The 25,878-nt window shown below is 53.0% G+C and carries 24 protein-coding genes; 13 read left to right on the top strand and 11 right to left on the bottom strand.

Annotation, left to right across the window (positions count from 1 at the left end):
• Positions 1-3: 3 nt before the first annotated feature.
• Both KP22_RS12870 and KP22_RS12865 read right to left on the bottom strand, forming a co-directional pair.
• Entirely contained in the window at positions 4-1,569 is a 1,566-nt protein-coding gene (locus KP22_RS12870) for an ABC transporter substrate-binding protein (RefSeq protein ID WP_039324606.1), read from the bottom strand.
• A gap of 51 nt (positions 1,570-1,620) precedes the next feature.
• Positions 1,621-2,838: a M20 family metallopeptidase gene (locus KP22_RS12865; protein WP_039324605.1), complete on the bottom strand. Its 1,218-nt coding sequence runs from the start codon at positions 2,836-2,838 to the stop codon at positions 1,621-1,623.
• A 397-nt stretch (positions 2,839-3,235) separates the two neighbouring features.
• Here KP22_RS12865 and KP22_RS12860 point away from each other — a divergent pair, with 397 nt between their 5' ends.
• Both KP22_RS12860 and KP22_RS12855 read left to right on the top strand, forming a co-directional pair.
• On the top strand, positions 3,236-4,417 hold the full coding sequence (locus KP22_RS12860; RefSeq protein ID WP_039324604.1) for a mandelate racemase/muconate lactonizing enzyme family protein: 1,182 nt from the start codon (positions 3,236-3,238) through the stop codon (positions 4,415-4,417).
• A gap of 346 nt (positions 4,418-4,763) precedes the next feature.
• Positions 4,764-5,597, top strand: coding sequence for a transporter substrate-binding domain-containing protein (locus KP22_RS12855; protein ID WP_039324602.1), 834 nt, complete (start codon positions 4,764-4,766; stop codon positions 5,595-5,597).
• 35 nt (positions 5,598-5,632) lie between these two features.
• Here the strand turns inward: KP22_RS12855 and KP22_RS12850 are convergent, their stop codons facing one another.
• A complete protein-coding gene (locus tag KP22_RS12850; RefSeq protein ID WP_081926246.1) occupies positions 5,633-7,042 on the bottom strand; it encodes an MmgE/PrpD family protein in 1,410 nt (469 codons plus the stop codon).
• 151 nt (positions 7,043-7,193) lie between these two features.
• On the opposite strand from KP22_RS12850, the gene KP22_RS12845 reads away from it, so the two are divergent.
• From KP22_RS12845 to KP22_RS12830, 4 genes are read left to right on the top strand one after another with little or no spacing between them, the layout of a single operon-like run.
• A complete protein-coding gene (locus KP22_RS12845) occupies positions 7,194-7,871 on the top strand; it encodes an amino acid ABC transporter permease (RefSeq protein ID WP_039324598.1) in 678 nt (225 codons plus the stop codon).
• An 8-nt stretch (positions 7,872-7,879) separates the two neighbouring features.
• Positions 7,880-8,545 carry an amino acid ABC transporter permease gene (locus tag KP22_RS12840; protein WP_039324596.1) on the top strand — a complete coding sequence of 222 codons (666 nt, stop codon included), beginning with the start codon at positions 7,880-7,882 and terminating at the stop codon, positions 8,543-8,545.
• Between the two features lie 23 nt (positions 8,546-8,568).
• Positions 8,569-9,363, top strand: a complete 795-nt coding sequence (locus tag KP22_RS12835; RefSeq protein ID WP_039298527.1) for an amino acid ABC transporter ATP-binding protein — start codon at positions 8,569-8,571, stop codon at positions 9,361-9,363.
• Between the two features lie 28 nt (positions 9,364-9,391).
• Positions 9,392-10,309 (top strand): aminotransferase class IV, encoded by a 918-nt coding sequence (locus tag KP22_RS12830; RefSeq protein WP_039324593.1) that lies wholly within the window; start codon positions 9,392-9,394, stop codon positions 10,307-10,309.
• A 40-nt stretch (positions 10,310-10,349) separates the two neighbouring features.
• On the opposite strand, the gene KP22_RS12825 is transcribed toward KP22_RS12830, so the two are convergent.
• Positions 10,350-11,606, bottom strand: coding sequence for an alpha/beta fold hydrolase (locus tag KP22_RS12825; RefSeq protein ID WP_039324592.1), 1,257 nt, complete (start codon positions 11,604-11,606; stop codon positions 10,350-10,352).
• Between the two features lie 126 nt (positions 11,607-11,732).
• On the opposite strand from KP22_RS12825, the gene KP22_RS12820 reads away from it, so the two are divergent.
• Both KP22_RS12820 and KP22_RS12815 read left to right on the top strand, forming a co-directional pair.
• The gene (locus tag KP22_RS12820; RefSeq protein WP_039324590.1) at positions 11,733-12,623 is read left to right on the top strand and encodes a LysR family transcriptional regulator; all 891 of its coding nucleotides are present in this window, start codon (positions 11,733-11,735) and stop codon (positions 12,621-12,623) included.
• 407 nt (positions 12,624-13,030) lie between these two features.
• Complete coding sequence (locus tag KP22_RS12815; protein ID WP_005969762.1) at positions 13,031-13,363, top strand: EmrE family multidrug efflux SMR transporter; 333 nt, start codon at positions 13,031-13,033, stop codon at positions 13,361-13,363.
• Between the two features lie 337 nt (positions 13,364-13,700).
• On the opposite strand, the gene KP22_RS12805 is transcribed toward KP22_RS12815, so the two are convergent.
• Positions 13,701-14,789, bottom strand: coding sequence for an NADH:flavin oxidoreductase/NADH oxidase (locus KP22_RS12805; RefSeq protein ID WP_039324588.1), 1,089 nt, complete (start codon positions 14,787-14,789; stop codon positions 13,701-13,703).
• A gap of 87 nt (positions 14,790-14,876) precedes the next feature.
• On the opposite strand from KP22_RS12805, the gene KP22_RS12800 reads away from it, so the two are divergent.
• The 3 genes from KP22_RS12800 (at position 14,877) to KP22_RS12790 (ending at position 17,924) form a co-directional block, all read left to right on the top strand.
• The gene (locus KP22_RS12800) at positions 14,877-15,182 is read left to right on the top strand and encodes an ArsR/SmtB family transcription factor (RefSeq protein WP_039298513.1); all 306 of its coding nucleotides are present in this window, start codon (positions 14,877-14,879) and stop codon (positions 15,180-15,182) included.
• A 169-nt stretch (positions 15,183-15,351) separates the two neighbouring features.
• Entirely contained in the window at positions 15,352-16,899 is a 1,548-nt protein-coding gene (locus tag KP22_RS12795; protein ID WP_039324586.1) for an FGGY-family carbohydrate kinase, read from the top strand.
• Entirely contained in the window at positions 16,896-17,924 is a 1,029-nt protein-coding gene (locus KP22_RS12790; protein WP_039298506.1) for a 2-hydroxyacid dehydrogenase, read from the top strand. Before KP22_RS12795 ends, KP22_RS12790 begins: the two co-directional genes overlap by 4 nt.
• A gap of 13 nt (positions 17,925-17,937) precedes the next feature.
• Here KP22_RS12790 and KP22_RS12785 read toward each other — a convergent pair whose 3' ends face one another.
• From KP22_RS12785 to KP22_RS12765, 5 genes are read right to left on the bottom strand one after another with little or no spacing between them, the layout of a single operon-like run.
• Entirely contained in the window at positions 17,938-18,879 is a 942-nt protein-coding gene (locus KP22_RS12785; RefSeq protein ID WP_039298502.1) for a carbohydrate kinase family protein, read from the bottom strand.
• 40 nt (positions 18,880-18,919) lie between these two features.
• A complete protein-coding gene (locus KP22_RS12780) occupies positions 18,920-19,918 on the bottom strand; it encodes an ABC transporter permease (RefSeq protein WP_039298498.1) in 999 nt (332 codons plus the stop codon).
• Positions 19,915-20,907 carry an ABC transporter permease gene (locus KP22_RS12775; RefSeq protein ID WP_039298495.1) on the bottom strand — a complete coding sequence of 331 codons (993 nt, stop codon included), beginning with the start codon at positions 20,905-20,907 and terminating at the stop codon, positions 19,915-19,917. The genes KP22_RS12780 and KP22_RS12775 overlap by 4 nt, the downstream gene beginning before the upstream one ends.
• Positions 20,904-22,451: a sugar ABC transporter ATP-binding protein gene (locus KP22_RS12770; RefSeq protein ID WP_039298493.1), complete on the bottom strand. Its 1,548-nt coding sequence runs from the start codon at positions 22,449-22,451 to the stop codon at positions 20,904-20,906. Before KP22_RS12770 ends, KP22_RS12775 begins: the two co-directional genes overlap by 4 nt.
• A gap of 4 nt (positions 22,452-22,455) precedes the next feature.
• The gene (locus KP22_RS12765) at positions 22,456-23,439 is read right to left on the bottom strand and encodes a sugar ABC transporter substrate-binding protein (protein ID WP_039298490.1); all 984 of its coding nucleotides are present in this window, start codon (positions 23,437-23,439) and stop codon (positions 22,456-22,458) included.
• 237 nt (positions 23,440-23,676) lie between these two features.
• On the opposite strand from KP22_RS12765, the gene KP22_RS12760 reads away from it, so the two are divergent.
• Positions 23,677-24,198 carry a 1,2-dihydroxy-3-keto-5-methylthiopentene dioxygenase gene (locus KP22_RS12760; protein ID WP_039298487.1) on the top strand — a complete coding sequence of 174 codons (522 nt, stop codon included), beginning with the start codon at positions 23,677-23,679 and terminating at the stop codon, positions 24,196-24,198.
• Positions 24,199-24,282: 84 nt separating this feature from the next.
• Complete coding sequence (locus tag KP22_RS12755) at positions 24,283-24,747, top strand: YehS family protein (RefSeq protein ID WP_039298484.1); 465 nt, start codon at positions 24,283-24,285, stop codon at positions 24,745-24,747.
• Between the two features lie 102 nt (positions 24,748-24,849).
• On the opposite strand, the gene KP22_RS12750 is transcribed toward KP22_RS12755, so the two are convergent.
• Positions 24,850-25,782 (bottom strand): Rpn family recombination-promoting nuclease/putative transposase, encoded by a 933-nt coding sequence (locus KP22_RS12750; RefSeq protein WP_039298481.1) that lies wholly within the window; start codon positions 25,780-25,782, stop codon positions 24,850-24,852.
• Positions 25,783-25,878 lie beyond the last annotated feature (96 nt).

The following is a 25,878-nucleotide window of genomic DNA, read 5'->3' as shown; positions in this document are numbered from 1 at the left end:
CGCTTACGGTTTTGTGATGCTGACGTTCCACAGCACGGGACCGATTAAATCCCGGTAGCCGTGAACAGGGTGCTTGATGGCGACCGCATCAGGCGTGGTGCGTCCTAGCACAATGACCGGCAGATAGGTCCAGGTTTGAACGTGGAGTTTATCCACTAATCCTCTTGCTGCCTGTAGCGACGGCGCTTGCTTGATATCATCCAGCAACGCATCAATTTCTGGGCTGTTGCTCAGGCCGGGGAATTTGGCGCGAGAATCAAGGAAAGGATACTGATGCAACACCTGACGCATGGAGAATTCCAGCGCACACAGGTCGAAGTTTTTAGGATCCTGACGCCGTTGTAATACCGTGGCCCAATCGTAGACATCAAGACGAGATTTCACCCCAATCTGTTTGAGTACCTGCTGTGCGACAATCGCCAGATTGTACAATTCGGCGTATTCCTTGGTGGCGATGATCACCACTTCTTCACCGTTATAGCCGGATTCTTTCACCAGCTTTCTGGCCTCGTCCAATTTGTGCTGATTCCAATAAGGCTTACCGGCTTCACTGTGCCAGTCTACCTGCTCAGGAAAACCTAACGACGAATCTTCCCTGAAAAAGCGTGGATCGCTGTAGCCCGCCAACAGTACCTGATGGACATCAAGCGCCAAATTGAACGCCTGACGTAGTTTCACATCGGCAAACGGTCCCCGATTCTTGTTGAACAGGTAGGTAATAAGCGACCCTCCGGCTTCGGGGCGGTACAGCTTCACATCGCGGGCACTATTGAGCGCGTCAATATTGTCTTTCGGCAAATCAAAAATGACGTCATATTCACCAGTCAGTGCGCCTGCCAGTCGGGTAGACTCATCCGTAATATAGCGAAACCAGATGTCTTTCACTTCTGCCTTCTTCTGACCCGACAGGCCGTTCGCCGGCTCGCTACGCGAGACATAACCGTCATAACGCGTCAGGTGCAGATAATCTCCCTGTTTGAATTCCGCCAGTTTGTAAGGCCCGGTGCCAATCAGTTCACTGACTGGCTTCTTGCTGGCATTGGCTTCATCAATAAGGCGCTTGGGCATAATGGAAGGCAGGTTTTTCAAATCGGCCAAGACATTCAGGGTAATGAGGGACGGTGTCTGTACCGTCAGTTGCACCGTACGATCGTCAATCCGGCTAAACTGTGCGCCCGGCAGATTGGCTTTTCCCTGCGTAGAAACAGCCAGCCAGCGATTCATCGAAGCCACCACATCATCGGCTGTCAGCGCCTGACCATCATGAAAGCGAATACCATCGCGCAGCACAAAGGTATAAACCTTGCGATCGTCACTCAGCGAATAGCGTTCAACCAATTCCGGCACCGGTTCAAACCGATCGTTAATCGTAAAAAGCTGTTCAAAAATGTGGCGTACCACATCCGTGGTCGCGCTGTTGGTTGTCAGGTAAGGATCGAGCGTACCCGGTCGTTTACCATAAGCGATATTCAGCGTTGCCTCGCGATTGACGGTTTCCGCCAGCGCGATCCCCCAGGGTAAACTGGCCGCCAGCAAAAGTGCGGCAGCAGGAAAATGAAACCATTTCATTGATGGGAAACTCCACTATTTTTATGCTATTCAGTCAATTAAGACGCACGTTCAGGCAGCGTCAGTCACCGCATGCCGGCCCGCGAACTCGTCCTTGGCATCCTGCAACGCACGAGCATCCGTCAACAGTCGTAAACCGGTTCGAGCCAGAACCTGCGCGCCCGTCAGCAGCGCGGCGTAACCAAGTGGAGAATTTGCCGCTTCACGGAATGGCACGGTGTGGCCGATCAGATCGTCAGGGCCGATTTTAATGGTGGGGTGTGCCGTCGGCACCGCGTGACTGATATCTCCCGCGTCCGTCGAACCAATGCCCTCTTTCGCGTTTTGATCGACCACCTCCCCTGCGGCGGTGAACTCTTCCAGCAAGACAGCATTCAGCGTGTGATTGATCAGGAAATCGCGCGGGCCAACCTGATGTTCAATCTTTACCGTCGTCCCCGTCGCCAGCGCGACGCCATCCGCAATCGCGCGAATGCGTGGCTCCAGCGCCAGCACGTCTTCACGCGTTTTGGCACGGATGTAATAGTGGGCGGAGGCGTATTCTGGAATCACATTCGGTGCCTGCCCGCCGTTAGTGATAATGCCGTGAACCCGAACGCCGTCCGGCAGTTGCTGGCGCAGCACGCTGATCCCGTTGTAAAGCAGCACCAGTGCATCCAGCGCGTTCACGCCTTTATGTGGTGAACTTCCTGCGTGGGAGGGTTTACCGTAAAAATGGAAATAGAGGTGATTATTCGCCAATGACGGCCCGGTGAGCCGCGTTTTTCCGGCTGGATGCACCATCAGCGCGACATCGACCTTATCAAGGAAGCCATGTTCGACAAAACGCGCCTTCACGTTGCCATTCATTCCGCCTTTCCCGCGCAGGCCACCTTCTTCGGCAGGCGTCCCTAATACCACTACCTTGCCTCCGGTCTGATCGATTACCTCAGCCAACGCAATCGCCGCCGCAATACTGGTTACTCCGATGATGTTGTGACCACAGGCGTGGCCAATATCAATTAACGCATCGTATTCAGCGAGGTAAGCAATGGTCGGCCCCGATTTACCGCTATCCTTTTCGGCATAAAAAGCCGTTTCGTGTCCGGCAACATTCAGCGTTACCGTGAAGTGATGTTTCTTTAATAAATCCGTTAATAGCCCGCTGGCGTAATATTCATTATTTCCTGTCTCAGGATGCGCATGAATATCCTGGGAAATCGCAATATATTCTTCGCGATGCTGCTCAATACTGCTGGTAATACGCTGCTGTAATGCGTTAGTTCCCATCTTGCTCACCTTTCTATTTGTTATGGATATATCACGCAATAATCCTGCCTTTATTCCACACGTTTTAGAGATAAAGACGCCCGCCCGCCGATAGCGGCAGGAAATAACAATCAATTCAGCGTTGTTTACGATGAATACCCGCGATGCCGAGCATTTATCAAACGATGATCAAAATAATAAGCGTGCTTCTAATGACTTGTTTCACCATCACTATAACGGTAACCGATCATTTCCTTTATAGAGATTCAGGATAAGGATATCTGATAAACGGTATTGCCCGATTGTCTGGCTCGAACGTGCAACGCGCAGATGGCTGACTGACCAGCGCGCCATTGACAACCCGCACGTCGCTGTGATTAGACTCAATGCTAAGCAGGCTAACTTAAGGAAAGCATTGATGAAAATTACCGATGTGCGCGTAATTTTAGCGAACCGATATATGTTTGTTGAGGTCACCACCGACGAGGGGCTGACGGGGATTGGCGAATCCGGAGCATGGGGCTTTCTGGATGCATCCAAAGGCGCGGTGGAGGCATTACGCACTTATCTGATCGGGCAAGATCCGCTACGTATTGAGCACCATTGGCAATATATGTACCGCTGCTGGCATTTTCGTGGTGCCGCCATCATGGGTGCTATCAGCGCCATTGATATCGCTCTGTGGGACATCGCGGGCAAGTATTACGATACGCCGGTTTATAACCTGCTGGGCGGCCGCTGCCGCGACAAGGCGCGCGTTTATGCCCACGCGGGAGGACGCACTACCGAAGAAACCATCGCCAATCTGAAAAAAGCCAAAGCTGACGGTTTTACCGCGATTGGTCATCTGACGCCTTTTCTGGATGAATCGCGCGATACCCCCTATTTCACCACCCACGCCAAAGAGATCGGTGAAGCCATCGAGCGCATCGGCCTGTATCGGGAAGCGGTCGGTAACGATGTCGACCTGTGTATCGAAGTCCATCGTCGCCTAAAGCCCGCCGATGCCGTGGTATTCGCTCGCGGCATTGAGCAATTCTATCCGTATTTTATTGAAGACCCGATCGGCGCGGATAACTTCGACTCCATGGCGGAAGTAGCCGACAAAATCAATATTCCTATCGCCACCGGTGAACGCCTGAATAATCCGCAAGAGTTCGCGATGCTGATTCGCCGTAATGCGGTCGCCTATGTGCGTCCTGACGTCTGCATGTGCGGCGGAATTACCGGAGCGAAAAAAGTCGCGGCATTGGCAGAGGCCAACGATTTGATGGTCGTGCCGCACAACCCGCTTAGCCCCGTCTCTACCGCTGCTTGTTTACAGATCGCCGTCAGCATTCCGAATTTTGCACTGCTGGAGTATCCGGGGGATGACCAACCCGCGCTGTCGGAAAAATTTGGTGCGACGGGCGTCGAGAACGGCGTGCGGAAAAAAGATGTCGTGAAGAACACGTTCAAATGCGTAGAGGGATTTATGGAGATACCGACGCAGTCCGGTATCGGCATTGAGCTGGCGGACGATCTGGAGAACCGCTTCCCTTATCGTCGTCGCGGCCTGAAAACCCGACTGCACGTCGACGGTTCCGTCGTCGATCAATAAAGCGCAGCAACATCGCCATACACCGTCTGCCAGACAGCATGCCGCTGGTCAATAACCAATAATGAGAAAGCATAGCGAAATTATTGCTATGCCGTCTCCTCGGTGAAAAACACGGGAAATACTGCAATACTCATCCGCTCAATGATGAGACCAATGCCATCACCCCAGATTCCACGCCCTACGGCGAGGCACACCGCTGTGCAACACGGTTTTTGTCTTGCCTAACACTTATATTCATCTGGAATGAGATAAGGCGAAAAAGACTAATTTCGCTATAAGTATTTCGTTACTCTGCATGAGCGAAATATATCGCCTCGATTAAAGCTCAATCATCAGGGTAACTATTATGAAACGTTCTCTTCACCAGGTATTCATGGCGTTGACGCTGGTTAGTGCCTCCTTTTTCAGTCAGGCTGCGGAAACACAGCCATCAACATGGCAACACATCAAACAAACCGGTGAATTACGCATCGGCGTGGCACAGGGCGAGCCGTGGTATTTTAAAAATCCGTCGACGGGAGAATGGGACGGCATCGGCTATAACATCGGCAAAGAGTTAGCCAACGATCTTGGCGTGAAGCTGGTGACGGTAGAAACCACCTGGGGTAACGCCATTGCGGCCTTACAAACCGGTCAGATCGATACCATGCTGGTACTCGACCCGACGGAAGAGCGGAAAAAAGCGGTCGATTTTCCTGAACAGCCTTTCTTTTGGTATGCGCAAGGGGTGTTGATTCGCGACGGCATTGCCGTCACCAACTGGGACGATCTCAATCGGGAAGATGTCAAAATCGGCGTCACGCTGGGTTCCAGCCCGGATTTGATTCTGACCAAACGTCTGCCAAAAGCACAGCTAGTGCGTTTCCCGAATATGGATGAGGGCGTAGCCGCATTCTATGCTGGCCGTGTCGATGCACTGTCGTATTTCCATCCGGCTCTGGCGCTGCAACAGGCTAAAGTCGGCAAGGGAAATCTGATTCTGCCGAAGCCGATTATTGAAGTCAGCACCAGCGGCGCAATCCGTAAAGAAGCCGACCAGACCTTCCACAACTTCCTGAATGACGAGTTTGCCAAGCTGTATAAGTCTGGTAAAACCCAGCACTACTATGAACAAGCTCTCAAACTGCGTGGCGTGGACGTCAGCAAAGTGCCGTCAGTCATTAAAGAAGACTGGAAATAAGCGGAATTCGGATAACAGAACGGTCCTGAACGGATTCAGGACGTCTGCATCAGCGGCGTAACCAGTGCAGCTACATCCTTGCATTGTTCAATCTCAGAGAGCGCCGCTACTGCCTGTGCAATATCAGCAGGGGCAAGCCGTGACGAGAGATTCTCCGCAAATTTCTCCATGATGTTGCTTTCCGTAAGCGGGTGTTCCACACAGCCCAGCGGAAACGCAATGCGTTCACCTGCCACAACGTTTCCTCGCGTGACGACGTCAACCTGCAACACCGGGCGACGCGCCTGCGCCATAAGTTGGTCAAGCTCGGGAGAAACCTCAACGCGAACCTTATCGGCTAACGCCAGAAGCATAGGGTTGGTTAAGGTATCGTCCACACTCCAGCGGTGGCGCGGAATACGATAAGCCAGACAAGCCAGCGCAAACGGCAGGCTGAACTGCGCATCCGTCGCATTTTTCGGTCGTGCATCCATGAAATCAGCGGCCAGCCTCTGGCTGCCTTTGACCTGAATCCGATCAATAGCCTGCGGCGACAGCGCCAGATCGTGCTGTACGCGCTCGAAGGATTCCAGTGCGGTGTGTATCCAGCGGCAGGCCGGATACGCCTTAAAACTGGCATGCTGGATCGCCCACGCCTTTCCTAGCCCATCCAGCAATGCCGCTTCATCAAAGCGGTCAGACCCCATCATGCGCCAGAATCCCTGCTCGCCGGACAGCACATCTCTTGGGCCGATAATCCCGCCGTGGTGTAGCTCAACACCACGGACGCCCGCTTCTGCGGCTGGCGCGTTGTAATCCTTAAAGGAAACCAGCGGTCGCTGCTGCCAGTTGTATTTGTGCAAGCTGGGCAACGGCGTCAGCGACGCCGCCAGACCGATGGCGTTCTCTAATCCTTCGGCATCACACCCCGTGAGTAAACCGTAGGCCACTGCCGCCCCGATGGATTCATGCTGGCACACGCCATAGACCTGCTGAAAACGTGCCGGACTCGGCTGCTGAGACTGAATGATCCGGCCATTGATTTCATACGCCGCAGCCAGCGCACAGATCAGCGTTTCGCCGTCGATCGGCCGCTGTTCCAGCGCCGCCAGCGCGGCGGCAACCAGCGAGGCACCGGGATGCCCCATGCCACGTCCTGCCACTTCATATCCGTCATCGTAATCCAGCGCATTGATCGCCGCCGCATTCAAAAACGCCGCGCCGATGGCCGCCAACGGCGCGCCGCCATCCGATACCGGGCTATTGCCCGCCGCATAGTGCAGGCGGGTGACACGCGCGCAATCCTGCACTACCTGACTCTTTGCACCTGCAATGCCGCAGCCCAGACTGTCGATAAAATGCAGCGCAACCTTTCTTCTTAATGCGACAGGAATGTCCTGAATCGTCAATCGACAGGCAAAGGTCGCGAGGCGCAACGTCAGAGGGAGTTCAGCAGCGTGAGACATCGGCATACCGCCATTCTTTTATAAATAAAAGGAATATTAACACCACGTTTTATTATTTATTTATCATTTTTTCGACCTGCTAAGATGCAGAGGTTCTAACAAAATAAGAAATCTGTTTCCTAATTACGCTGTTTCCAGGGGTTCTGCATCTATGTCGTATCAGTGGGATTTTTCCGCCATCTGGCCTTACCACCAGTTGCTGTTGGAGGGGCTATGGGGAACGATAAAGATCGGTGCCACCAGCATCCTGATCGGAATGGTGGCAGGCATGGTGCTCGCCACGATGAAAATGTCGCCTCGGTTGCTATTGCGTCTGCCCGCCGTGATGTTGATTGGCTTCTATCGTAATACGCCCGCGATTGTGCATTTTTTCTGGATTTACTACGCCCTGCCCGTTATTACGCCCTTAACGTTTTCGCCTTTCACCGCCGCCGTCATCGCGCTGTCGGCACAGTCCGGTGCCTTCTATGCTGAGGTCTACCGTGGGGCGATTTCCTCTATTCACTCAGGGCAATGGGAAGGGGCAAAAGCGCTGGGCATGCTGCAATCGACGGCATTGCGCCGTGTCATTCTCCCGCAGGCGTTACGCAGGATGATCCCGCCTTTTATCGAGCGTTCGTTTGAACTCATCAAATCCACCTCGCTGGCTTCCTCACTGGCCTATAGCGAACTGCTTTATCAGGCGATGCAGCTAAACAGCCAAACCTACCGACCGCTCGAAGTCTACAGTCTGGTAGCCGTGATGTATTTCACCCTGCTGCTGCTGATTAGCCTGTTCAGTCAACATATTGAGAAACGGCTGTCGTTGGCAGACCGTCGGCTCGCGTAAGGAACATCATGCACTATCAATGGGATTTCTCACTGGTCTGGGACAACATTCCGGTGTTGCTGAAAGGCCTTGGCGTCACGCTCGAACTGTGGCTGATAGCAGGCGTGCTGGGAGCCGCTCTGGGGCTGGTTTTGGGTATTTTTCGCGTGTTTGGAAAGCGCTGGCTGTCATTGCCCGCCAGACTCTTTGTCGAAATATTCCGTAATACCCCCGTCCTGATCCAACTGATCTGGTTTTATTACGCGTTCCCAGTTCTGGTCGGTGTGCAGTTTAGTACCTTTGCCGCCGCCGCGCTGGCTCTGACGCTGTATAGCGCCGCGTACTGCACCGAAATTTTCCGTGCCGGACTGCAATCCATCGACCACGGACAGTGGGAAGGCGCAAAAGCGCTGGGCATGCGGCACACGGTGATCCTGCGACGCGTGGTTCTGCCACAGGTATTACGCAACATGCTGCCCGCCTTAACTAACCGGATGATCGAGCTGGCTAAGGTCACCTCGCTGGCCTCCATACTGGCCGTCAATGAACTGATATACCAAGGGCGGCTGCTGAGCAGCACCTATTATCGTCCGCTGGAAATCCTGACGGTGGTGGCACTGCTCTATTTCGTTTTGATCTGGCCGGGGAGCTACCTTGCCGCACGACTTGAACGTCGTTTCCGTTCAACCCCCTAGCCTGACAGCGACACAGGATTACTATGCGTGAAGATATTGCTTTAAGTGAAGATACCGTTCTGCGTATTCGCGGACTCCAAAAGCGCTTCGGTGCCGTTGAGGTGTTGAAAGGTATCGATCTGGATATACGACGCGGTGAAAAGATTGCCATTATTGGCGGCAGCGGATCGGGGAAAAGTACGCTATTGCGATGCCTGAATTTCATGGAAATTCCCAGCGCTGGCACCATCGAACTGGATGGTGTGGTTTTGGGAAAAACAGACGCTAAAGGTCAGCGCGACTACCCAGAGAAACAGCTTTGTGCCGTGCGGGAACGCGTGGGGATGGTGTTTCAGCAATTCAACCTGTTTCCCCATCTCACCGTGCTGGAAAATGTGCGTGAAGCACTGATATCGGTGAAAAAAATACCGCGACATGACGCGGATATCATCGCCAAAGCCCAGTTGGAAAAGGTTGGACTCAGCAATAAGCAAGACGCTCGTCCCAGCAGCCTGTCCGGCGGTCAACAGCAACGGGTGGCGATAGCCCGTGCGCTGGCAATGTCGCCTGAAGTGATGCTGTTCGATGAGCCAACATCGTCACTGGATCCCGAACTGGTCGGCGAAGTGCTGCACACCATCCGCGCGTTAGCGGACGAAGGTCGCACTCTTCTGTTAGTTACTCATGAACTGGGGTTTGCCTATCACTTCGCTGACCGCGTCGTGTTTATCGAAAATGGCGTGATCCATGAAATGGGCAGCGCCGAACAGGTGCTCAAAAACCCGCAGCAGCCCCGTACACAGGCTTTTCTTGCCCGCTTTGCCGAGCGAGCCTTTTAATTCATCATTCATATTCAGGGACACCACAATGCAACCGACGTTATCCAGCCAAAGCAGTCAGGCCTATTTGCAAGATCCGCGTAACAACGACGTACAGGTGTATGTGAATGGGGAATTTGTTCATCGCGACAACGCGGTGGTGTCGATCTTTGATTCTGGCTACGTGTGCGGTGACGGCGTATGGGAAGGATTGCGCCTGGTTAATGGCCGCCTGATTGCGCTGGATGCCCATCTGGATCGATTGTTTGACGGTGCTGCCGCGATCCGACTGGCTATCGGCCAGAGCCGAGAGGCGCTGACCGCTATTCTTTATAAGACATTGGCAGTCAACGGGATGACCGATGGCGCACATATTCGCCTGATGATTACCCGTGGGAAAAAGCATACCCCGAATCAGGATCCTCGCTTCATCATCGGCGGTGCAACCATCGTATGCGTGGCGGAATACAAGGTCGTCGATACGGCGGCGAAAAAGCGCGGGCTGACGTTGTTTACATCCACTTACCGCACCAGCACGCCGGACGTCTTCGATCTGCGACTCAATTCGCACAGCCGACTCAATCTTATTCAAGCGCTGCTACAGGCGTTGCAGGCTGGTGCAGACGAAGCGCTGATGCTGGATCCGCACGGTTTTGTCGCCAGTTGCAACTCCACCAACTTTTTTATCGTCCGCCGCGGTGAACTGTGGACGTCATCGGGGCGCTACTGCTTCAATGGTATTACCCGCCAGACCCTTATCGATCTCGCTCACGCCAACGGACTCACGGTCAAGACTCAGGATTTTACGCTGGCAGAAGCGCTCACCGCCGATGAAGCCTTTGTTACCGGCACGCTGGCAGGCATCACCCCGGTAAAAGCGCTGGATGGCCACTCGTTTAACGCCGAACATCGCCCAGTAACCGAGCAGCTTAGTCGCTGGTATGAGGCGTACCTGCACGCACAGTGATAGCGACGCATCGTCGTGATAACACTGACAAGTGAGGAGATTAGTGATGATTAGAACATTCCAATTCCAGGAATTCTGCAATCGCAGCCGTGACTGCCTGCGCCGCTTCAGTCGGAGGATGATGACCTGTTTTAGCCAAAATGAGTATACTCGCCTCAGCGATCAGAGAAGCTATCTCCTGACTCAGCTCAACAGGTGTTGCTGTATCCTGTTCCCCACAGATGATCAGTGTCGGAGCACTGATGTCAGCCAGTAGTCCTGTTATATCACCCCGTTCAAAAACAGCAGCATCCAATGCAAGCGCTAATCCTGTGCGATCGTGAGACAGCATAATACGACGCTCTCGGGCAGCCTCTCCCTGATTATTCTGCAACCACGCTTCATTATTGATATGACCCTGAATTTTTTTGAATAAATCTTCACGCGCATGTTCTGAACCGGTGAGCAGAATGTCACGCTGCCTGTGCCAGTTTTGCAGACGTTCAGGAAATTCCGCTCTGGCACTGGTGCCGATCAGAACCAACCCGGACACCAGTTGCGGATAATGGGCTGCAAGTCTGATGGCAACCATTCCGCCCTGACTCTGTCCAATAAATGTCACTTTGCCGAGTGACAGTTCCTGAATCATTAACGCTAAATCGCGGCTCAGATCGTCAAGTTTCCAACCAGCGGGATCGTATTCGCTCAGGCCGTGTCCCGGCATGTCCAAGACAATACAACGATACGACTGACTCAGTACCTGAAATTGTGCAGAGAAAATTTCATGATTTGCGAACAGTCCGTGAGCAAAAATAAGCGTCGGTCCTTCGCCAATATCGCGATAACGATACAGAGTGCCATTAATTCTAACCTGCTGAAGCTGCCATTCATCACTGGCATCAAAAGCCCTGCTAAGTAGAGCTGAATCTTCAAACATTTGATAACGGGTAATTTTCGACCCTGATACCTTAAAATGAATGATCATATCGCTGCCAACCGCATTTCCCGTACTCAGTACGGTATGACGAAAACGCCCCAGTACCAGAACGCTGTCATTATGGGCAATAATGTCACTGATGGAAAAATCCAATGGCCTGAAGTTCAGCGGGAAATTTTGCAGCCAGCGCCTGACCCGGCTCGACCCCTGTAACAGCCCAACGGTAGACACCCCTGGCTCACCATCGATATGCCACACGACATTGTCATCAAGCAGGCTGACGATATCATCCAACTTTCCTTCAGCAAATGCCGCCAGATAAGCCTCGACCGTCTTTCTTGCGCTCAGCCCCTGTATATCATGCGTATTTGTTGCTTCCATATTATTGTCCTATTTAAGAAATAATGCGTTGTCACTGGCAAACGCCATGAGAGAGAGTTTATTTGTTCCATATTTTGAAAACTATAGATAAAATCGACAAATTGTTTTCCAAAAATAGAAAACTTTATGCGTGAAATAAACATGGACTGGAACGACTTACGCTTCTTTTTGGAAGTCGCGCGAACAGGCAGCCTCACCAAAACTGCCACTAAGCTGAAGGTCAGCCAGTCAACAGTATCAAGAAGGATTGGCGCACTTGAAAGCAGTTTAAAGACCTGCCTGTTCCTCCATCATCAGACCGGATATTTTCTTACTGATGTTGGCAAGGAAGTTCTCAAATATGCTGAAGATGTGGAAGGTAAAGTAGGAACACTGGAGAAAAAAATCTCTGGACGGGATCTGGCTCCTGCCGGAATAGTCCGCCTGGCTACAGCAGTGACGCTGGCAAACCACCTGATTATTCCTCAGCTACCACGCTTTATGGCCTGTTATCCTGACATCATTCTGGAGCTCGTCACGGGTGTAAATACCGTATCAGTAGTACGAAATGATGCCGATATTGCGCTGCGGCTTGTCCGTCCTGAGCAGAATTCCTTGAAGATACGAAAGGTTGGTGTTGTGGCTTCTGCGGTGTACGGTTCAGAAACCTATGTCCGCGAGCATCCTGCGCCCGAAGATAACCCGATAATAGGCCGAAGTTTTATCACATGGGACAAGTCGTTCAGTCATCTCCCCTCTGCCAGATGGCTCAATGAACACGTCCCTGACAGTACGTCGAAATTAGCCTTGACCAGCCTTGTAACACAGATTGCCGCAGTAAACGCTGGCTTAGGACTCGCAGTTTTACCCTGCTTCATTGCCGCGCAGAACAGCGACCTGGTGGAGGTCATCCATACCCAGCGTGTGTTTTCTGAAGACCTCTGGTTGGTCAGTCATACCGACCTAATAGCATCTTCACGGATCAGGGTAGTGGCTGACTTTTTAATGGAAATTATCGCTGAAGCTCATCTGGCATGACCTTTCTGAGTTATTGCTATCAAGCTCAAAATGTCCGCTTAGGCACGAAGCAAACGTCATGCCTTTTGGGCCTGCAAGGTCCGAATATTCGCTTTCACACGATTACGATATGCCCGTTGAGTGACTCTGTTGTTTTACCATCACAGCGCTGTGGCACACGACTGTAATGATAGAAGTGCCACTATGCAAAACTCTCCAGTATCTGCTTTGCGTGAAGGTATTTGTAAGACGTAACTTAAATCTTGTTGTCACTAAGATCGCAGAAATACACGGACATAAATACATCGTGGTCACTGAAAAATGTGAAACACGTTTCGATGAGAACGGAAAACAGACCGCTCCCGGCCCTAACGGCTGCGTATTTCCGAAATGGGAGTATGAACGCTGATCTCTATGGATAAACTGCTATGAACACCTACATTCTTCTTGGCCTAGCCATCGTTGCAGAAGTAATTGGCACAACGATGATGAAATACTCTGAAGGGTTTAGCCGCTTATGGCCCTCCGTGGGGACAATTTCCTGCTATGCCGCCGCGTTCTATCTGCTTTCGCAGACACTGGCACACATCCCTACCGGGGTGGCGTATGCCATCTGGTCAGGTGCGGGGATTGTGCTGATCAGTTTGCTGGGCTGGTTGGTCAGCGGACAGAAGCTGGATCTGCCTGCCATACTGGGAATGGGGTTGATTTGCGCGGGTGTGCTGGTGATTAATATCTTTTCGAAAGTGGCACCGCATTGAGTGAGGTTATCTGGAGGCTGGTGCTTTCCATTACGCGCTGGCTGGGATAAAGATCAGTCTCAACATCTGCTCAGGGAGATGTTGTTACGTGGTGATGAGCGAGAATCGGCCGTCGTGGCGCCCGGATAGGTTGCATTTAGCGATTCATTATTACAGATTTCAGGATGATGCCTTTTCCATCAGGAAATTCTATGCTGACGATGACGTCTGCAACGGGTATAACAAGGAACGCTTTAAGGGCAGCATTATCGCCAAAAAAACCAGGTTATTAGAGCGCCAGCAATTGGGCGCCCTAAGTCGGTTGTGACACCAAGGCCACAGAGATACTTATCAGTAATTAATAGCGTTCCAGCCAGTGAGCGTACGGCGTTGGCAGCGTCCACGAGGCGCGCTCGATGCCCAGTTCGCGTGCAGCTTGATAGCTCCAGTGCGGGTTCGCCAAATGCGCTTTCCCTACCATGACCAGATCCAACTGACCCGATGCCACGGCCTGCTCAGCCAATTCCGGCGTCCCGAAGCCCCAGGCAGAAGACACAGGAAGATCGGCCTGTTCACGCACCTGTTGAGCAATCGGCCCCATAAAGGCAGGTGCCCATGGAATGTTGGCTTCCGGCGTAGAGAAACCAATGCTAACGCTCAGCATATCCAACCCTGCGGCTTTGAAGCGGCGCGTCAGTTCGATGGATTCCTGCAACGTTTCTTCATCGCGGCCGTCAAATTCAATCACGCCGAAACGGGCAGTCAGCGGCAAATGTTGTGGCCAGACATCGCGAACGGCAGCCAGCGTTTCCAGCAGGAAACGGCTACGGTTGTCAAAGCTACCGCCGTACTGATCGTTACGCTTGTTAGAGTGAACGGAGAAGAAACTCTGTGCCAGATAGCCGTGAGCAAAGTGCAACTCCAGCCATTCAAACCCAGCGTCCAACGCACGGCGAGCGGCAGCAACAAAGTCATCACGGACGCGGGCGATATCTTCCAGCGTCATTTCCTGCGGCTGCTTAGGCAAATTCGCACCGAAAGGCACGGCGGAAGGGGCAATCGTCTGCCAACCATTCGGCTCGCCAGCGGGGATATGGTCATCACCTTCCCAGGGAATATTGGCGCTGGCTTTGCGTCCGGCGTGCGCAATCTGAATACCTGGTACAGAGCCTGCATCCTTAATGGATTTGGCAACCTTGGCAAACGCCTGCGCCTGCTCATCGTTCCAAATTCCGGTACAGCGTGGAGAAATTCGGCCTTCGGGCGCAACCGCTGTCGCTTCAACGATAACTAACCCGGCACCACCGCGCGCCAGCGACGCATAATGCACTTCATGCCATTCGTTGATCAGGCCATCATTAGCGGAATAGGTACACATCGGTGGAACAGCAATACGGTTACGTAACGTAATATCTTTCAGTTTGAAGGGCTGGAACAGTGCGGACATAATATTTCCTATTTCATCTGTTAATTTCGATAATTCGATATTAATCGAACAATGGATTTTAGACAACCCTATCGCTATAATTCGTCTATGAGACCCTTTAAGCACCCGTCCCCTGAAGAATTTACTCTTGAGCGCGTCCTGTACGCCTTGAGCGATCCGTTACGCTTAAGCATTGTGCGGTGTCTATCCGTACAAGAAGAAGCGACGTGTAGCGAACTCGACGGCGGTCGCCCGAAATCCAGCGTGTCGCACCATTTTCGCGTTTTACGCGATTCGGGCCTGCTACATACCACCAACAGCGGTACCACCCACATCAACCGATTGCGCCGCAGCGAAATGCAGCAGCGCTTCCCAGGCCTGCTCGACGCGATTCTGTCTCAAGCCGACGAATAAACTTTCTCATCAATAACAACTATTTATGCCCTTTCACATTCATCTCCGTTCCACATACGCCGCTATTCCACAATTGACGCTTTGCTTTGCACTTCTATGAATATAGCGGTGGCTGTTTTTCCCTTATTCTGATGCTGATACGGGTTTTACGCAGCAGGGTCAGAACAGCATGGATTACTACATTGGCATAGATATCGGGACCTCAAAGGTTAAATCGGTGTTATTCGATGCCGATTTTAACGAGCTTCAGATTGCGTCAGCCAACACAGTGACCTACTCTCCGCTTCCCGGCTACGCCGAGCAAAATATGTCCCACGTGTGGGATGGGGTGCTTTCAACGTTGAAAACGCTGGCAACCTCACTTCGGTTGCATCACGGTCATGTACGCGCTATTGGACTAGCCGGACAGGGCGAAGGCGTCTGGCTAAGCGATCGTCACGGGCAACCGGTACGACAGGCCATCCTCTGGAGTGATACCCGCACGGCGGAACAGGTTCATCAGCTTAAACAGCGCCCGAATCTGGAAGCGACACTCTTTCCCGAAACGGGTTCTCCCCTGCTCCCCTGCAACAGCGCGCAGCAGTTACGCTGGCTGACACAACATCAGCCAGATGCGCTGAGCGACGCCGATTACTTCTTTTTTGCCAAAGACTGGGTACGCTTTCGGCTAACGGGACAGGCCAATCTGGAACTGACGGATGCGGGTACGTCGCTGCTGGATCTGCATAGCGAGACGCTGTCAAAAACCGTGCTGGATAAGCTGGATTTACACGCGATCAGGCCACTTTTTCCGCCGTTGCTTTATCCCGATGACATTGCCGGAACGCTTAGCGACACCGTGGCTGCACTGACAGGTTTACCCGTTGGCATCCCCGTTTGTGCAGGCGCGTTGGATGTGTCTGCCGCCGCGTTAGGCATCGGAGCCATTCACGATGGCGACATTTTTACTATTCTCGGCACCACCTGCTGTACCGGGATTGTGTGCCGTGGCTTAACTCAGGTGAGCTTGCAAACCCGCTTTGTCGCGCACGCCTGGCCGGGGCATTATCTCAACCTGTTTGCCATGCAGTCTGGTACGCCGAACATCGATTGGGCGTTAAGCACCTTAGCCGGCGATGCCGATTTTCAGACGATTGGGGCGCGTATTTCCCACGTCCCACCCGGCAGCGGCGGCGTTTTTTATCAGCCTTACCTTAATGGCGAGCGTGCGCCGTTTTATAGCACATCGGCGCGAGCGGGATTTTTTGGTATCGGGCAATCCACCACCAACACCGATTTACTCCGCGCAGTCTTTGAGGGACTGGCCTATGCGATTACGGATTCGCTCAGTGGTTACCCTGCACACGGCGATCTCTATATCGCCGGTGGAGGTGCCGCTTCGGCGATCTGGTTACAGATCATTGCAGACTGTACCGGACGACGAGTGATCGCCAGCTCAGTCAAAGAGTTGAGCGCATGCGGTGCTGCGCGTCTTGCCGCCCTGTCCGTTGGCGAAAGTGCCAACATGATGCCTTCATCCCACCCCCAGACACTGACGTTTTTCCCTGATGCCGACGCGCATCGACGCTATCAAATATTGTTTCCGGTTTTTCGCCAACTACGCGATCAGCTACAGCCGCTCTGGCAGGCACGGGCTCACGCGCTCAATGTACTAGATCATCACAACGCAGCACATTCACACACGGCATACACCTCACAGGAAAACATTGCCTCATGAAGATCGTGTTTACCGCCGAATATGGCGGCAGCCTTGATGCCTTTCAGGCGCTCGGGGAATTAATTGTGGATGGCTGGGCCATCGGTCAGCCCAAACTGAGCGAAACGGCGCTGATTCATCTGGCGGAGAACGCCGACGTCATTATCACCAGCTATGATGATATTACCGCCCGCGTTATCGAGGCTTGCCCTCATCTGCGGCTTATCGCCTGTACTCGTGCCAACCCGGTCAACATCGATGTTGAGGCCGCACGCCGCCGGGGTATTCCGGTACTTTACACCCCCGGTCGCAACGCCGATGCCGCCGCAGAATTAACGCTGGCACTGATGCTAAATGCCACACGCCACATCCCTCAGGCACACAGCGCACTGAAGCGCGGTGAGTTCACACGCGATAGCGACGCCGCCTTACAGACACAGGCGGGATTGCGACAGGATGTAGTATGGGATGTGGACAAACACAGTCCATATGAAATTTTCAAAGGCGGCGAACTGCGTAATAAGACGCTCGGTCTCGTCGGCTATGGCAGTATTGGTCGTCGCGTCGGGAAACTGGCACGTGCCTTTGGTATGCAATTGCTGATTGCCGATCCCTATGTCGCGGCCGAAGAAATTGATGAGCCCGGCGTGCGGAAAGCCACGCTGGACGAGCTATTCTCGCAATCCGACTTCGTCAGCCTGCACCTTAATAGCACGCCGCAAACCAAGGGGCTGGTCAACCTCGACAGGCTGAAGACGATGCGTTCTGGCGCCTATCTCATCAATACCTCTCGTGCTGCCGTCGTTGTCGAAGCTGACCTGATCACGGCACTACGTGAAAGATGGCTGGCGGGTGCTGCACTTGACGTTTACGACAGCGAACCCCTTTGGCGTCATCATCCGTTCATTACCGAATTTGATAATGTGGTACTCACGCCGCATATCGCTGGCGCGACACGAGAAACGCTGGTGAAACACACCGCAATGATCGCAACCGATCTACAGCGGTTCATCCGTGGCGAACCGCTGCTATATGAATGGAAATAGACGTAACACCGCTCTAATAGGTTGGCGTCTCAGCCATAAACCGCAGCGTGTGTTCCCAGTCAATCACACCCGCGTCAGAACCCAGTCCCGTGGCAACCAACCCTGAAACGGCCGAGCCGAGCTGACAGGCTTGTTCCACTTCCCAACCTTTTGCCAGGCCAGCAATAAAGCCGCCACAGTAACTGTCTCCGCAGCCCGTCGTATCTGATACCGGCACGCGATAGGCGGGAATACGCAACGAGAACTCTGGACCAAACACGTAAGAGCCTGCCGCTCCCGCTTTGAAAATACAGGTGCCGACGCCACGATCGAGAAAGAAAGCCGCGATCTCGGCCGGTATCGTCTGGCCGGAAATAAACGCCGCCTCTTCCAACGAGGGCATAAAGTAGTCGACGTCCGGTAGCAATGGCGTCAGCAGTGACAACGTTTCCCCATTCGGCGCAATCAGATCGAAGCTGGTCGTCAACCCCTTCTTTTTAGCGTGTCGAAGCAGGCGGGCGCTCTGCCCTTGATCCATTTTCGCCAGTAGACCCGTACCGCCGTGGTGTAAAAAACGCGCGTTGCACACGGCGTCAAAATTTTGCTCATCGATGAACAAATGATCCGATGCGCCACGATAATGCAGTGCCGGGCGTTCACCGTCCGGGCGAATAGCCAGAATTGTCGCTGACGTCGATGCCGCTGTCGTGCGCTGCACCAGCGAACAGTCAATGGCGAGTTTGTGATAGGCCGCCAGAATAAAATCTGCCTTTTCATCCTCGCCGAGACAGGCCACCGTCGCCGTGCTGATGCCAAGTTTGGCTGCATTCATCGCTGCTCCGCTAGCCGTACCTGCGGGATTAAGACGGATCTCGTCAATAAAGTGTACACCGCCCCCTTCAGGTAAGCCGGTGACGGGTCGACCGGCCACGTCCAGAATGGTTAATCCGACAAAAATCGCATCAAACTGACTCACGCTCACTCCTTCACATTCTATTTTTTTTGGTATCAGACAGTTATTGCCGCTGGCGCAGTCGCCCTTGCAGAAAAGAGAGGGCCAGCGCCAACACTAAAATCACGCCGCTTAACGCATCTTTTACGATGAAGTTCAGCCCCATCAAATTCAAACCGTTGGCAATCATGCCGAGAAACAACACGCCGATTAGCGTTCCCACCACGTTAGGCCGCCCCTGCGCGTGGAACGCGGTACCGATAAAAACAGCGGCAATCGCGTCCATCAGGTAAGCCTGTCCGGCCAGCGGCGTAAACTGACGCAGATTGGCGGATAACACTACGCCACCGACGGCACACGTCACCGACGTGACAATCAGTAGCCAGAACGTCATTCGCCGCACATTAACGCCAGCAATCAGCGCCGCAGGCGCATTCAACCCCATGGCGTGGATGCGTTTACCGGCAATTGTCCGTTCAAAAAATAGGTAATAGCTGAGCCACAACGCTGCCACAATCACAATCGGCACCGGAATGCCCCACAGATCGCCCACGGCAAGCTCGTGATACTGCGGTGCCATCCGGCGATAGGCAATTGGCCCGCCCCCTTCGGTATAAATACGTTCGATACTGCTGCCAATAAACCACGTTCCCAACGTCGCCAAAAACGGCTTAATCCGACAATGAATAATCAATATCGCATTAAGCAACCCCACCAGCGCCCCACCCACCAGTGCGGCCAACACCGCGGCCTGCCACGGCAGACCATAGACTTTGAGCGCTACCAGCGCGAAGGCTGCGCCAAAATCCAGTGCAACTCCCACGGATAGATCGATACCGCCAGCCGTCACGACCAGCGTCATTGCCAACGCCACAACCAGCAACACCGCACTGCCCTGGAGCAGGTTCCCCCAGTTATCTAGCGTCAAAAATATCGGATTTTGTAGCGAGAAAAACACCAAAAAAGCCAGCAGAATGACCAGAAAGCCATAGCGAATAAAGAATGACAGCCCTGACTTATTGCCCGGCAGCGCTGGCTGCACCGCCAAAGAAGGACTCTTCATATACGACCCCTTTGCCTGCGTAGCGAGGCGGCGGTCAGCACCACCAGAATCAGTATTCCCTTAATCGCCCCAACCCAGAAGATATCAACCCGTAACAGTGCCAGGCCGTTCGACAAGGCATTAACGAGTAACGTTCCCAGCAGCGCCCCCCAGATGGTGACCACTCGACGACGAGAAAACGCAGCACCGAGGAACGTCGCCAACACCATCTCCAGCAACAGTGGTTCGGCCGTACCGGGGGAACTGCCAGAGCCTTGCGCCACCAGTGTCAATGAGGCCAGTGCCGCCGCCAGCGCACCTAACAGATACGAACCAATTACCAACGGCGTATGGGAAATGCCCGACAGTTGCGCCGCCTCGCGGTTTCCACCAGCAGCCTGCAAATGCTGCCCCCAGCGGCTATGGTGAACGATAAACTGAAACACAAGGAAGACCAGCAGCATAAACCAGACCGCCAGCGGGAGACCAAGCAGGCTACCATCGCGAAATGCCACAATCACCGGATCGCTGACGCTGATACGCCGCTGCTGGGTCAGTAAATTGGTGAGTCCAATAACGGCCACGGAACAGGCTAATGTCGCCAACAGCGGCGGTAGCCGAATCGTCACCACCAGCACCGCATTCACTGCGCCTGCCAATAGTGCTGCGCCCGCTACCAGTAAAATTAGCCATGGATAGCTAATATTCGCATTCGTCAACCCGTCGCTGATTATCGCCACCGCGAGTACGGCAATTGCCGGCAGCGAGAGATCGATACCGCCAGAGACAACATCGTCACCGCCGCCCGTAATGACGCAGACCAGCCCGAAGCACAGAATCGCCAACGGTGCACTTTGCCGCAAAATAATGGTGATATTTTGCCAACTGAGGAAGTAAGGCGCGCTCAGGCAGAGAAACAGCAGCAGCGCCGCAAAGAGCAGTAAGGGGATATGATTGAGAAACCAGAATAAGCGTGATGCAGAGCGAACGGATTGTAGGGTACAAGTCATACCGCCTCCTGCGTTCGACCGCTGATAGTCAACGCCAGCAAAGTATCTAGCGAGAGGCGCTCGGTTGGCACATCGGCGATAAGTTCGCCGCGCCACATCACCAGAATACGATCGCAGAGTCCCAAAAGCTCACCGTCATCGCTGGAAGAGACAATGACGGCACGCCCCTCGGCGGCTAACTGCCGGGTAAGCTGATAAATTTCCGCCTTCGCGCCAATATCGACACCCAGCGTCGGTTCATCAAGCATGAATAGACGGGTGTCCGTCTTCAGCCAACGCGCCAGTATCACCTTCTGCTGGTTGCCACCGCTTAAACTACGCACGGGCAGGCTAACATCTCGCGGCCGAATATCCAGCGCCTGAGCAAGATGGTTCGCCTGTGCTGCGGCTTTTTTACGTCGTAGCCAGCCGCGCCAGGCGACCGCGGGCAAGGAAGCCAGATTGATATTGTCCGCCACGGATAACGGTAAAATCAGCCCGTCATGGCGACGATCGCGCGGCACAAGCGCCATTCCCTGTGCGATGGCCTGTACCGGTGAACGCGGCCGCAGCGCCTGACTATTCATCACGATATGCCCATCACGGGCAGGTGTTATGCCATAGAGCGCATCAATCAGCGCCTCACGTCCCGATCCCAGCAGCCCCGCAATGCCGACGATTTCACCTGCGGCGACCTGAAAACGTATCGGCTGAAAATGTTGTCGATCGGTGAGCTGTTCAACCTGCAACAGCGGTGCCTCTGTGAACGCCCTCTTTTCCCCTCTGGGAAACAGGCTGGCGATCTCTCGCCCAACCATCAAACGAATCATCGTGTCGATATCTTTTGTCTCGGGAAAATCCAACGTCGTCACGCTCTTGCCATTGCGTAAAACAGTGACACGATCGCAAATATCCGCAATTTCGTTGAGATAGTGGGAAACATAAATAATGGCGATACCACGTTGTTTCAGCGTCTGAAGCGTATGCAGCAACTGTGCAGCTTCACGAGCCTCCAATGGAGCCGTCGGTTCATCAAACACCACCAGGCGCGCCTTGCCATCAATCAGTGCACGTGCGATTTGTACCAGTTTGCGTTGCGCCAGACTTAAATCTCGAATGAGCTGGTTGGCATCGATCGTTAGGTTGAAGGTGTGCTGAAAAAATTGTTCCGTTTCACGTCGCATCGTCCGACGATCGACGCTCCGCCAGCGGCCAATACGTTCCTGACCGAGAAACACCGATTCCGCCACGGTAAAATGAGGAATCAGATGCAGTTCCTGATGGATAAAACGCACACCGTGCGCGTGGATTGCCGCAGGCGTCACGGGGGTCAACCGCACTCCATCAATGGCGATCTCACCGCTTTCTGGCGCATAAACGCCAGCCAACACCTTGATTAGCGTCGATTTCCCCGCACCATTTTCCCCGATCAGGCCAAGAATTTCGCCCGGTCGAACCGTCAGCGATACGTTGTCCAGCGCGGGAATACCCGCAAACAACTTGCTAATGTGCGCCATTGCCAGACCGCCGCCAGACGGCGACGGAGCAGAGTCATATCCCTCCATAGACTTATTTCAGTTCGCCGTAGCCAAGCTGCTTATAAACCGCTTTGGCTTCTGCCTCCCCGTTGACGGGCAACACGGGTACAAACGTCTGCGGCAAGAGTGTCGTCCCTGCGAAATAGCGTGCAACATTTTTCGCCGATGTCGTGCCAATCAAACGCGGCTGCTGCGCGACGTTGGCAACAAACGGGCTACCTTTTTCCGCCATAATCTCCAGCGTTTCCGGGCCAGCATCAATCGCCGTGACTTTCACATCCTTATCGCGTCCGGTTTCTTCCAGTGCCTGTACCACCCCGATTGCTGGCTGATCCCAGCAGGCAACGTGGATCGCATCCAGCGTGCCTTTCGGATGCTGACTCAGCAGCTCCAGAGTTTTCTTACGCGCGTCTTCCGGCGAGTTGGAATATTGTTCAGCCAGCTCAGGCTGAATGATTTTGATCCCCGGATAATCTTGCAGGACATATTTCCACAAATCATAGCGGATACCGCAGATTCGCAATGCATTGGAGAACGCGTTGAAAACGGCGATATTACCTTTCCCACCCAGCGCATCCGCCGTGTAGCGCCCGATTGTCGATCCGATCGCATAGTTATCCGACGTCGTGTTATTGACGGAATAAGACGAGACGTGATCGACCGTGAAAACCGGAATTTTCGCATCACGCAGCGCTTTAAATTTCGGTTCTACCGCGCTATCGCCGAGAATACTGATCACCGCATCAACTTTACGCGCCAGCAGGATGTCGTGATTATTGGCATGAACCTGATTATCACGCCCTCCATCCACGCCCACAACCTGCCCACCGAGTTTTTCTATTTCTTCGGTCGCCCCTTTGTAAGCTTCACGATCCCAAAAATGCTGTGTTCCTACCACGGCGACACCAATGGTCTTTCCCTTCAATGACAGAACCTCATCTGCCGCCTGAGCAGAGGTTATGCCCCCCGCAGCCAGTACACACAAAGCAAGACGAGAAAAGCGAATCTTCATCATTTTTATCCCGATTTTTATAAAATTATTAGCAGGGAAAGAGATTAGCAATGGGAAAAGTTAAATCGAAATAATAAAAATGATAATAGCTAGTGATTAAATAGAAATAGCATTGATAAACAGATGTAATGAATTTTACTTATTGAATTTTCAGGAATAAGTTATAAAAAAAAGCATCTTGTCTTTTATCCTTATAAAGAGAATGGTTAAGGTTCTTCGATCTCTAAGGGAAAGGCAGATATGACAACGCTATCGATTTACCACCGCCCGCACATCACACAGCCCGTCCAGCAGCTCACTGCGTTTAATGACATCGCTTCCCTGCTCGCCAGCGCGGGGATCCAACTAGAGCACTGGCAAACCGACGCACCGCCGCTTAATGCCAGCAGTGAAACGATTCTGACGCAGTATCATGCCGATATTGAGCGGCTTAAACAGCAAGAAGGTTACACCTCCGCCGACGTGATTAGCCTGACGCCAGATCATGCAGAGAGAAAGGTATTACGGGAGAGGTTTCTTCAGGAACACACGCACAGTGAAGATGAGGTTCGCTTCTTCGTACGCGGTAGCGGCGCGTTCTTTGTGCCGATTGGCGAGCAGGTTTTTCAGCTTACCTGTGAAGCGGGCGATCTCTTACGCGTCCCCGCCAACACACCGCACTGGTTTGACTGCGGTGAATTTCCTGATTTTGTCGCGATCCGTATTTTTACTAATCCAGAAGGCTGGGTTGGGCACTTTACCGGACGGGAGACGTTTCACTAATTCCACGATCGTTTCTGCATTTCTCCGCCGTTCCCTTTATACTGTGCGTTTTGTACCAAGACGAACGGCGAGACCCCCTCCGTAATGATGAATAACGATGTCCTGCGTAGCGTGCGCTATATGCTGAATTTAAATAATGACCACCTGCTGAAGATCCTGGCGCTGGTGGAGATGACCGTCCCTCCCCAGCAGTTGGCGAGCTATGTCAAAAAAGAGGGAGAGGAAGGCTATCAGCCCTGCCCAGACATCGTGATGAGCTATTTCTTGAATGGACTGATTCTGCAAAAACGTGGCCAGGATGAAAACCAGCCTGCGCCGCAGTTTGAGCGCAAGATGACCAACAATATTATTCTGAAAAAGCTGCGTGTCGCGTTTTCACTCAAAACCGATGATATTCAGGCGATCCTGCTGGCACAAAATTTTCGCATTTCAGTGCCGGAAGTGACTGCGATGATGCGCGCGCCTGATCATAAAAACTACCGCACCTGCGGCGATCAGGTGATCCGCTACTTTCTGAAAGGGCTGACGGCGCGAGTACGCAAAGGCTAAAACATCCCGTTAACGAAAAGATGCGAGCGTTGCCCGACTGGCCTTTTCTTATAAAGGCATCAGCAACGCTCGGTTTGTAGTACGGTATTGTTTCATACGGTATCAATGCTGCGTTTCATGCAGGATAGCCGTGACCAGTTGCTCCAGCTCTTCGTTTTCAAGCTGAGTGACCTGCTGCACGCTGTTCTTATCCATCCCCGTTAGCAATAAATTGCGTGCAATCTGCCTGGCACTGTTTTTCATACCCTGTTCTAATCCTTGCTGAAGACCGCGTTGGACTCCCTCATCGAATCCCATTTTTTTCAATTGTTCTGCAATCGTCATAATGTCCTCCTGACCGGTTGATAGCGGTGCTGCCAGTGCGTCAATGAAATCTGCGGGTTTGGATGTGTTTCCCGCTTGTGCAATATAAAATAACAGCGCCCGACGCTGCGTCAGCGGCACCGACCAGCGTTCAAATAGTAACCCAATCTCACGCGCCAACTCCAGCATATCACGGGTACGAATGTGCTTCTGTACCAGTTCCAGTAACGCCATACGTCGGTGCGTGCGAATCTCATCGTCCGGTATGATGGTTAAATCCACCAGTGGGAAAGGCTGTTCATACAGCGCTTGTGCCAGTACGGGATCGGCGAAGCTGTCCAGCCAGCGGAGACTGTAAGGATAAGGACGCGCTCTGCCATGGTAAAACAGCAGCGGCACCACCAACGGTAAACGATCGTGTCCCTGATCCAGATGTTGCTGCATGGCAGCCAGACAATAGCGCAACAGCCGGAAAGCCATCTGCTTTTCCGGGCGGCTTTGGTGTTCAATCACACAGTAAATGTACCCCTTGCCTGCGGTAGTGCGCAGCGAGTACAGCACGTCCGATATCCGCGCGCGCAGCTTTTCATCAATAAACGACGCGGATTCCAATTGCAGTGTACTGAAATCACAGCGTTTGCGGATTTCATCCGGCAGATGAATAGTCAGAAAATCTCGTGCGACCGCGATGTCGCTCAGAAACTGTTTGAAGATCGCATCATGCGATGGCATCTCGCCCCCTTCCCTGTAGACCATGGCTGAAAATTCAGTAGGGAGAGTAACGGGGACACGATAATAAAGCAGAAAACCGCGTAGAAAGTGGAAAGC

It is taken from the genome of Pectobacterium betavasculorum, assembly GCF_000749845.1.
Classification (GTDB): domain Bacteria; phylum Pseudomonadota; class Gammaproteobacteria; order Enterobacterales; family Enterobacteriaceae; genus Pectobacterium; species Pectobacterium betavasculorum.
Note: the sequence above shows the minus strand (reverse complement) of the source record. Positions and strands in the feature narration are given on the sequence as shown.

Coding starts and splice junctions, on each gene's coding strand:
- KP22_RS12815 (WP_005969762.1), top strand. CDS start 13,031: ATGAACACCTACATTCTTCTTGGCCTAGCCATCGTTGCAGAAGTAATT.
- KP22_RS12765 (WP_039298490.1), bottom strand. CDS start 23,439: ATGATGAAGATTCGCTTTTCTCGTCTTGCTTTGTGTGTACTGGCTGCG.
- KP22_RS12835 (WP_039298527.1), top strand. CDS start 8,569: ATGCGTGAAGATATTGCTTTAAGTGAAGATACCGTTCTGCGTATTCGC.
- KP22_RS12800 (WP_039298513.1), top strand. CDS start 14,877: ATGAGACCCTTTAAGCACCCGTCCCCTGAAGAATTTACTCTTGAGCGC.
- KP22_RS12795 (WP_039324586.1), top strand. CDS start 15,352: ATGGATTACTACATTGGCATAGATATCGGGACCTCAAAGGTTAAATCG.
- KP22_RS12775 (WP_039298495.1), bottom strand. CDS start 20,907: ATGACTTGTACCCTACAATCCGTTCGCTCTGCATCACGCTTATTCTGG.
- KP22_RS12825 (WP_039324592.1), bottom strand. CDS start 11,606: ATGGAAGCAACAAATACGCATGATATACAGGGGCTGAGCGCAAGAAAG.
- KP22_RS12830 (WP_039324593.1), top strand. CDS start 9,392: ATGCAACCGACGTTATCCAGCCAAAGCAGTCAGGCCTATTTGCAAGAT.
- KP22_RS12805 (WP_039324588.1), bottom strand. CDS start 14,789: ATGTCCGCACTGTTCCAGCCCTTCAAACTGAAAGATATTACGTTACGT.
- KP22_RS12845 (WP_039324598.1), top strand. CDS start 7,194: ATGTCGTATCAGTGGGATTTTTCCGCCATCTGGCCTTACCACCAGTTG.
- KP22_RS12855 (WP_039324602.1), top strand. CDS start 4,764: ATGAAACGTTCTCTTCACCAGGTATTCATGGCGTTGACGCTGGTTAGT.
- KP22_RS12770 (WP_039298493.1), bottom strand. CDS start 22,451: ATGGAGGGATATGACTCTGCTCCGTCGCCGTCTGGCGGCGGTCTGGCA.
- KP22_RS12840 (WP_039324596.1), top strand. CDS start 7,880: ATGCACTATCAATGGGATTTCTCACTGGTCTGGGACAACATTCCGGTG.
- KP22_RS12780 (WP_039298498.1), bottom strand. CDS start 19,918: ATGAAGAGTCCTTCTTTGGCGGTGCAGCCAGCGCTGCCGGGCAATAAG.
- KP22_RS12870 (WP_039324606.1), bottom strand. CDS start 1,569: ATGAAATGGTTTCATTTTCCTGCTGCCGCACTTTTGCTGGCGGCCAGT.
- KP22_RS12790 (WP_039298506.1), top strand. CDS start 16,896: ATGAAGATCGTGTTTACCGCCGAATATGGCGGCAGCCTTGATGCCTTT.
- KP22_RS12860 (WP_039324604.1), top strand. CDS start 3,236: ATGAAAATTACCGATGTGCGCGTAATTTTAGCGAACCGATATATGTTT.
- KP22_RS12850 (WP_081926246.1), bottom strand. CDS start 7,042: ATGTCTCACGCTGCTGAACTCCCTCTGACGTTGCGCCTCGCGACCTTT.
- KP22_RS12820 (WP_039324590.1), top strand. CDS start 11,733: ATGCGTGAAATAAACATGGACTGGAACGACTTACGCTTCTTTTTGGAA.
- KP22_RS12755 (WP_039298484.1), top strand. CDS start 24,283: ATGATGAATAACGATGTCCTGCGTAGCGTGCGCTATATGCTGAATTTA.
- KP22_RS12750 (WP_039298481.1), bottom strand. CDS start 25,782: ATGCCATCGCATGATGCGATCTTCAAACAGTTTCTGAGCGACATCGCG.
- KP22_RS12760 (WP_039298487.1), top strand. CDS start 23,677: ATGACAACGCTATCGATTTACCACCGCCCGCACATCACACAGCCCGTC.
- KP22_RS12865 (WP_039324605.1), bottom strand. CDS start 2,838: ATGGGAACTAACGCATTACAGCAGCGTATTACCAGCAGTATTGAGCAG.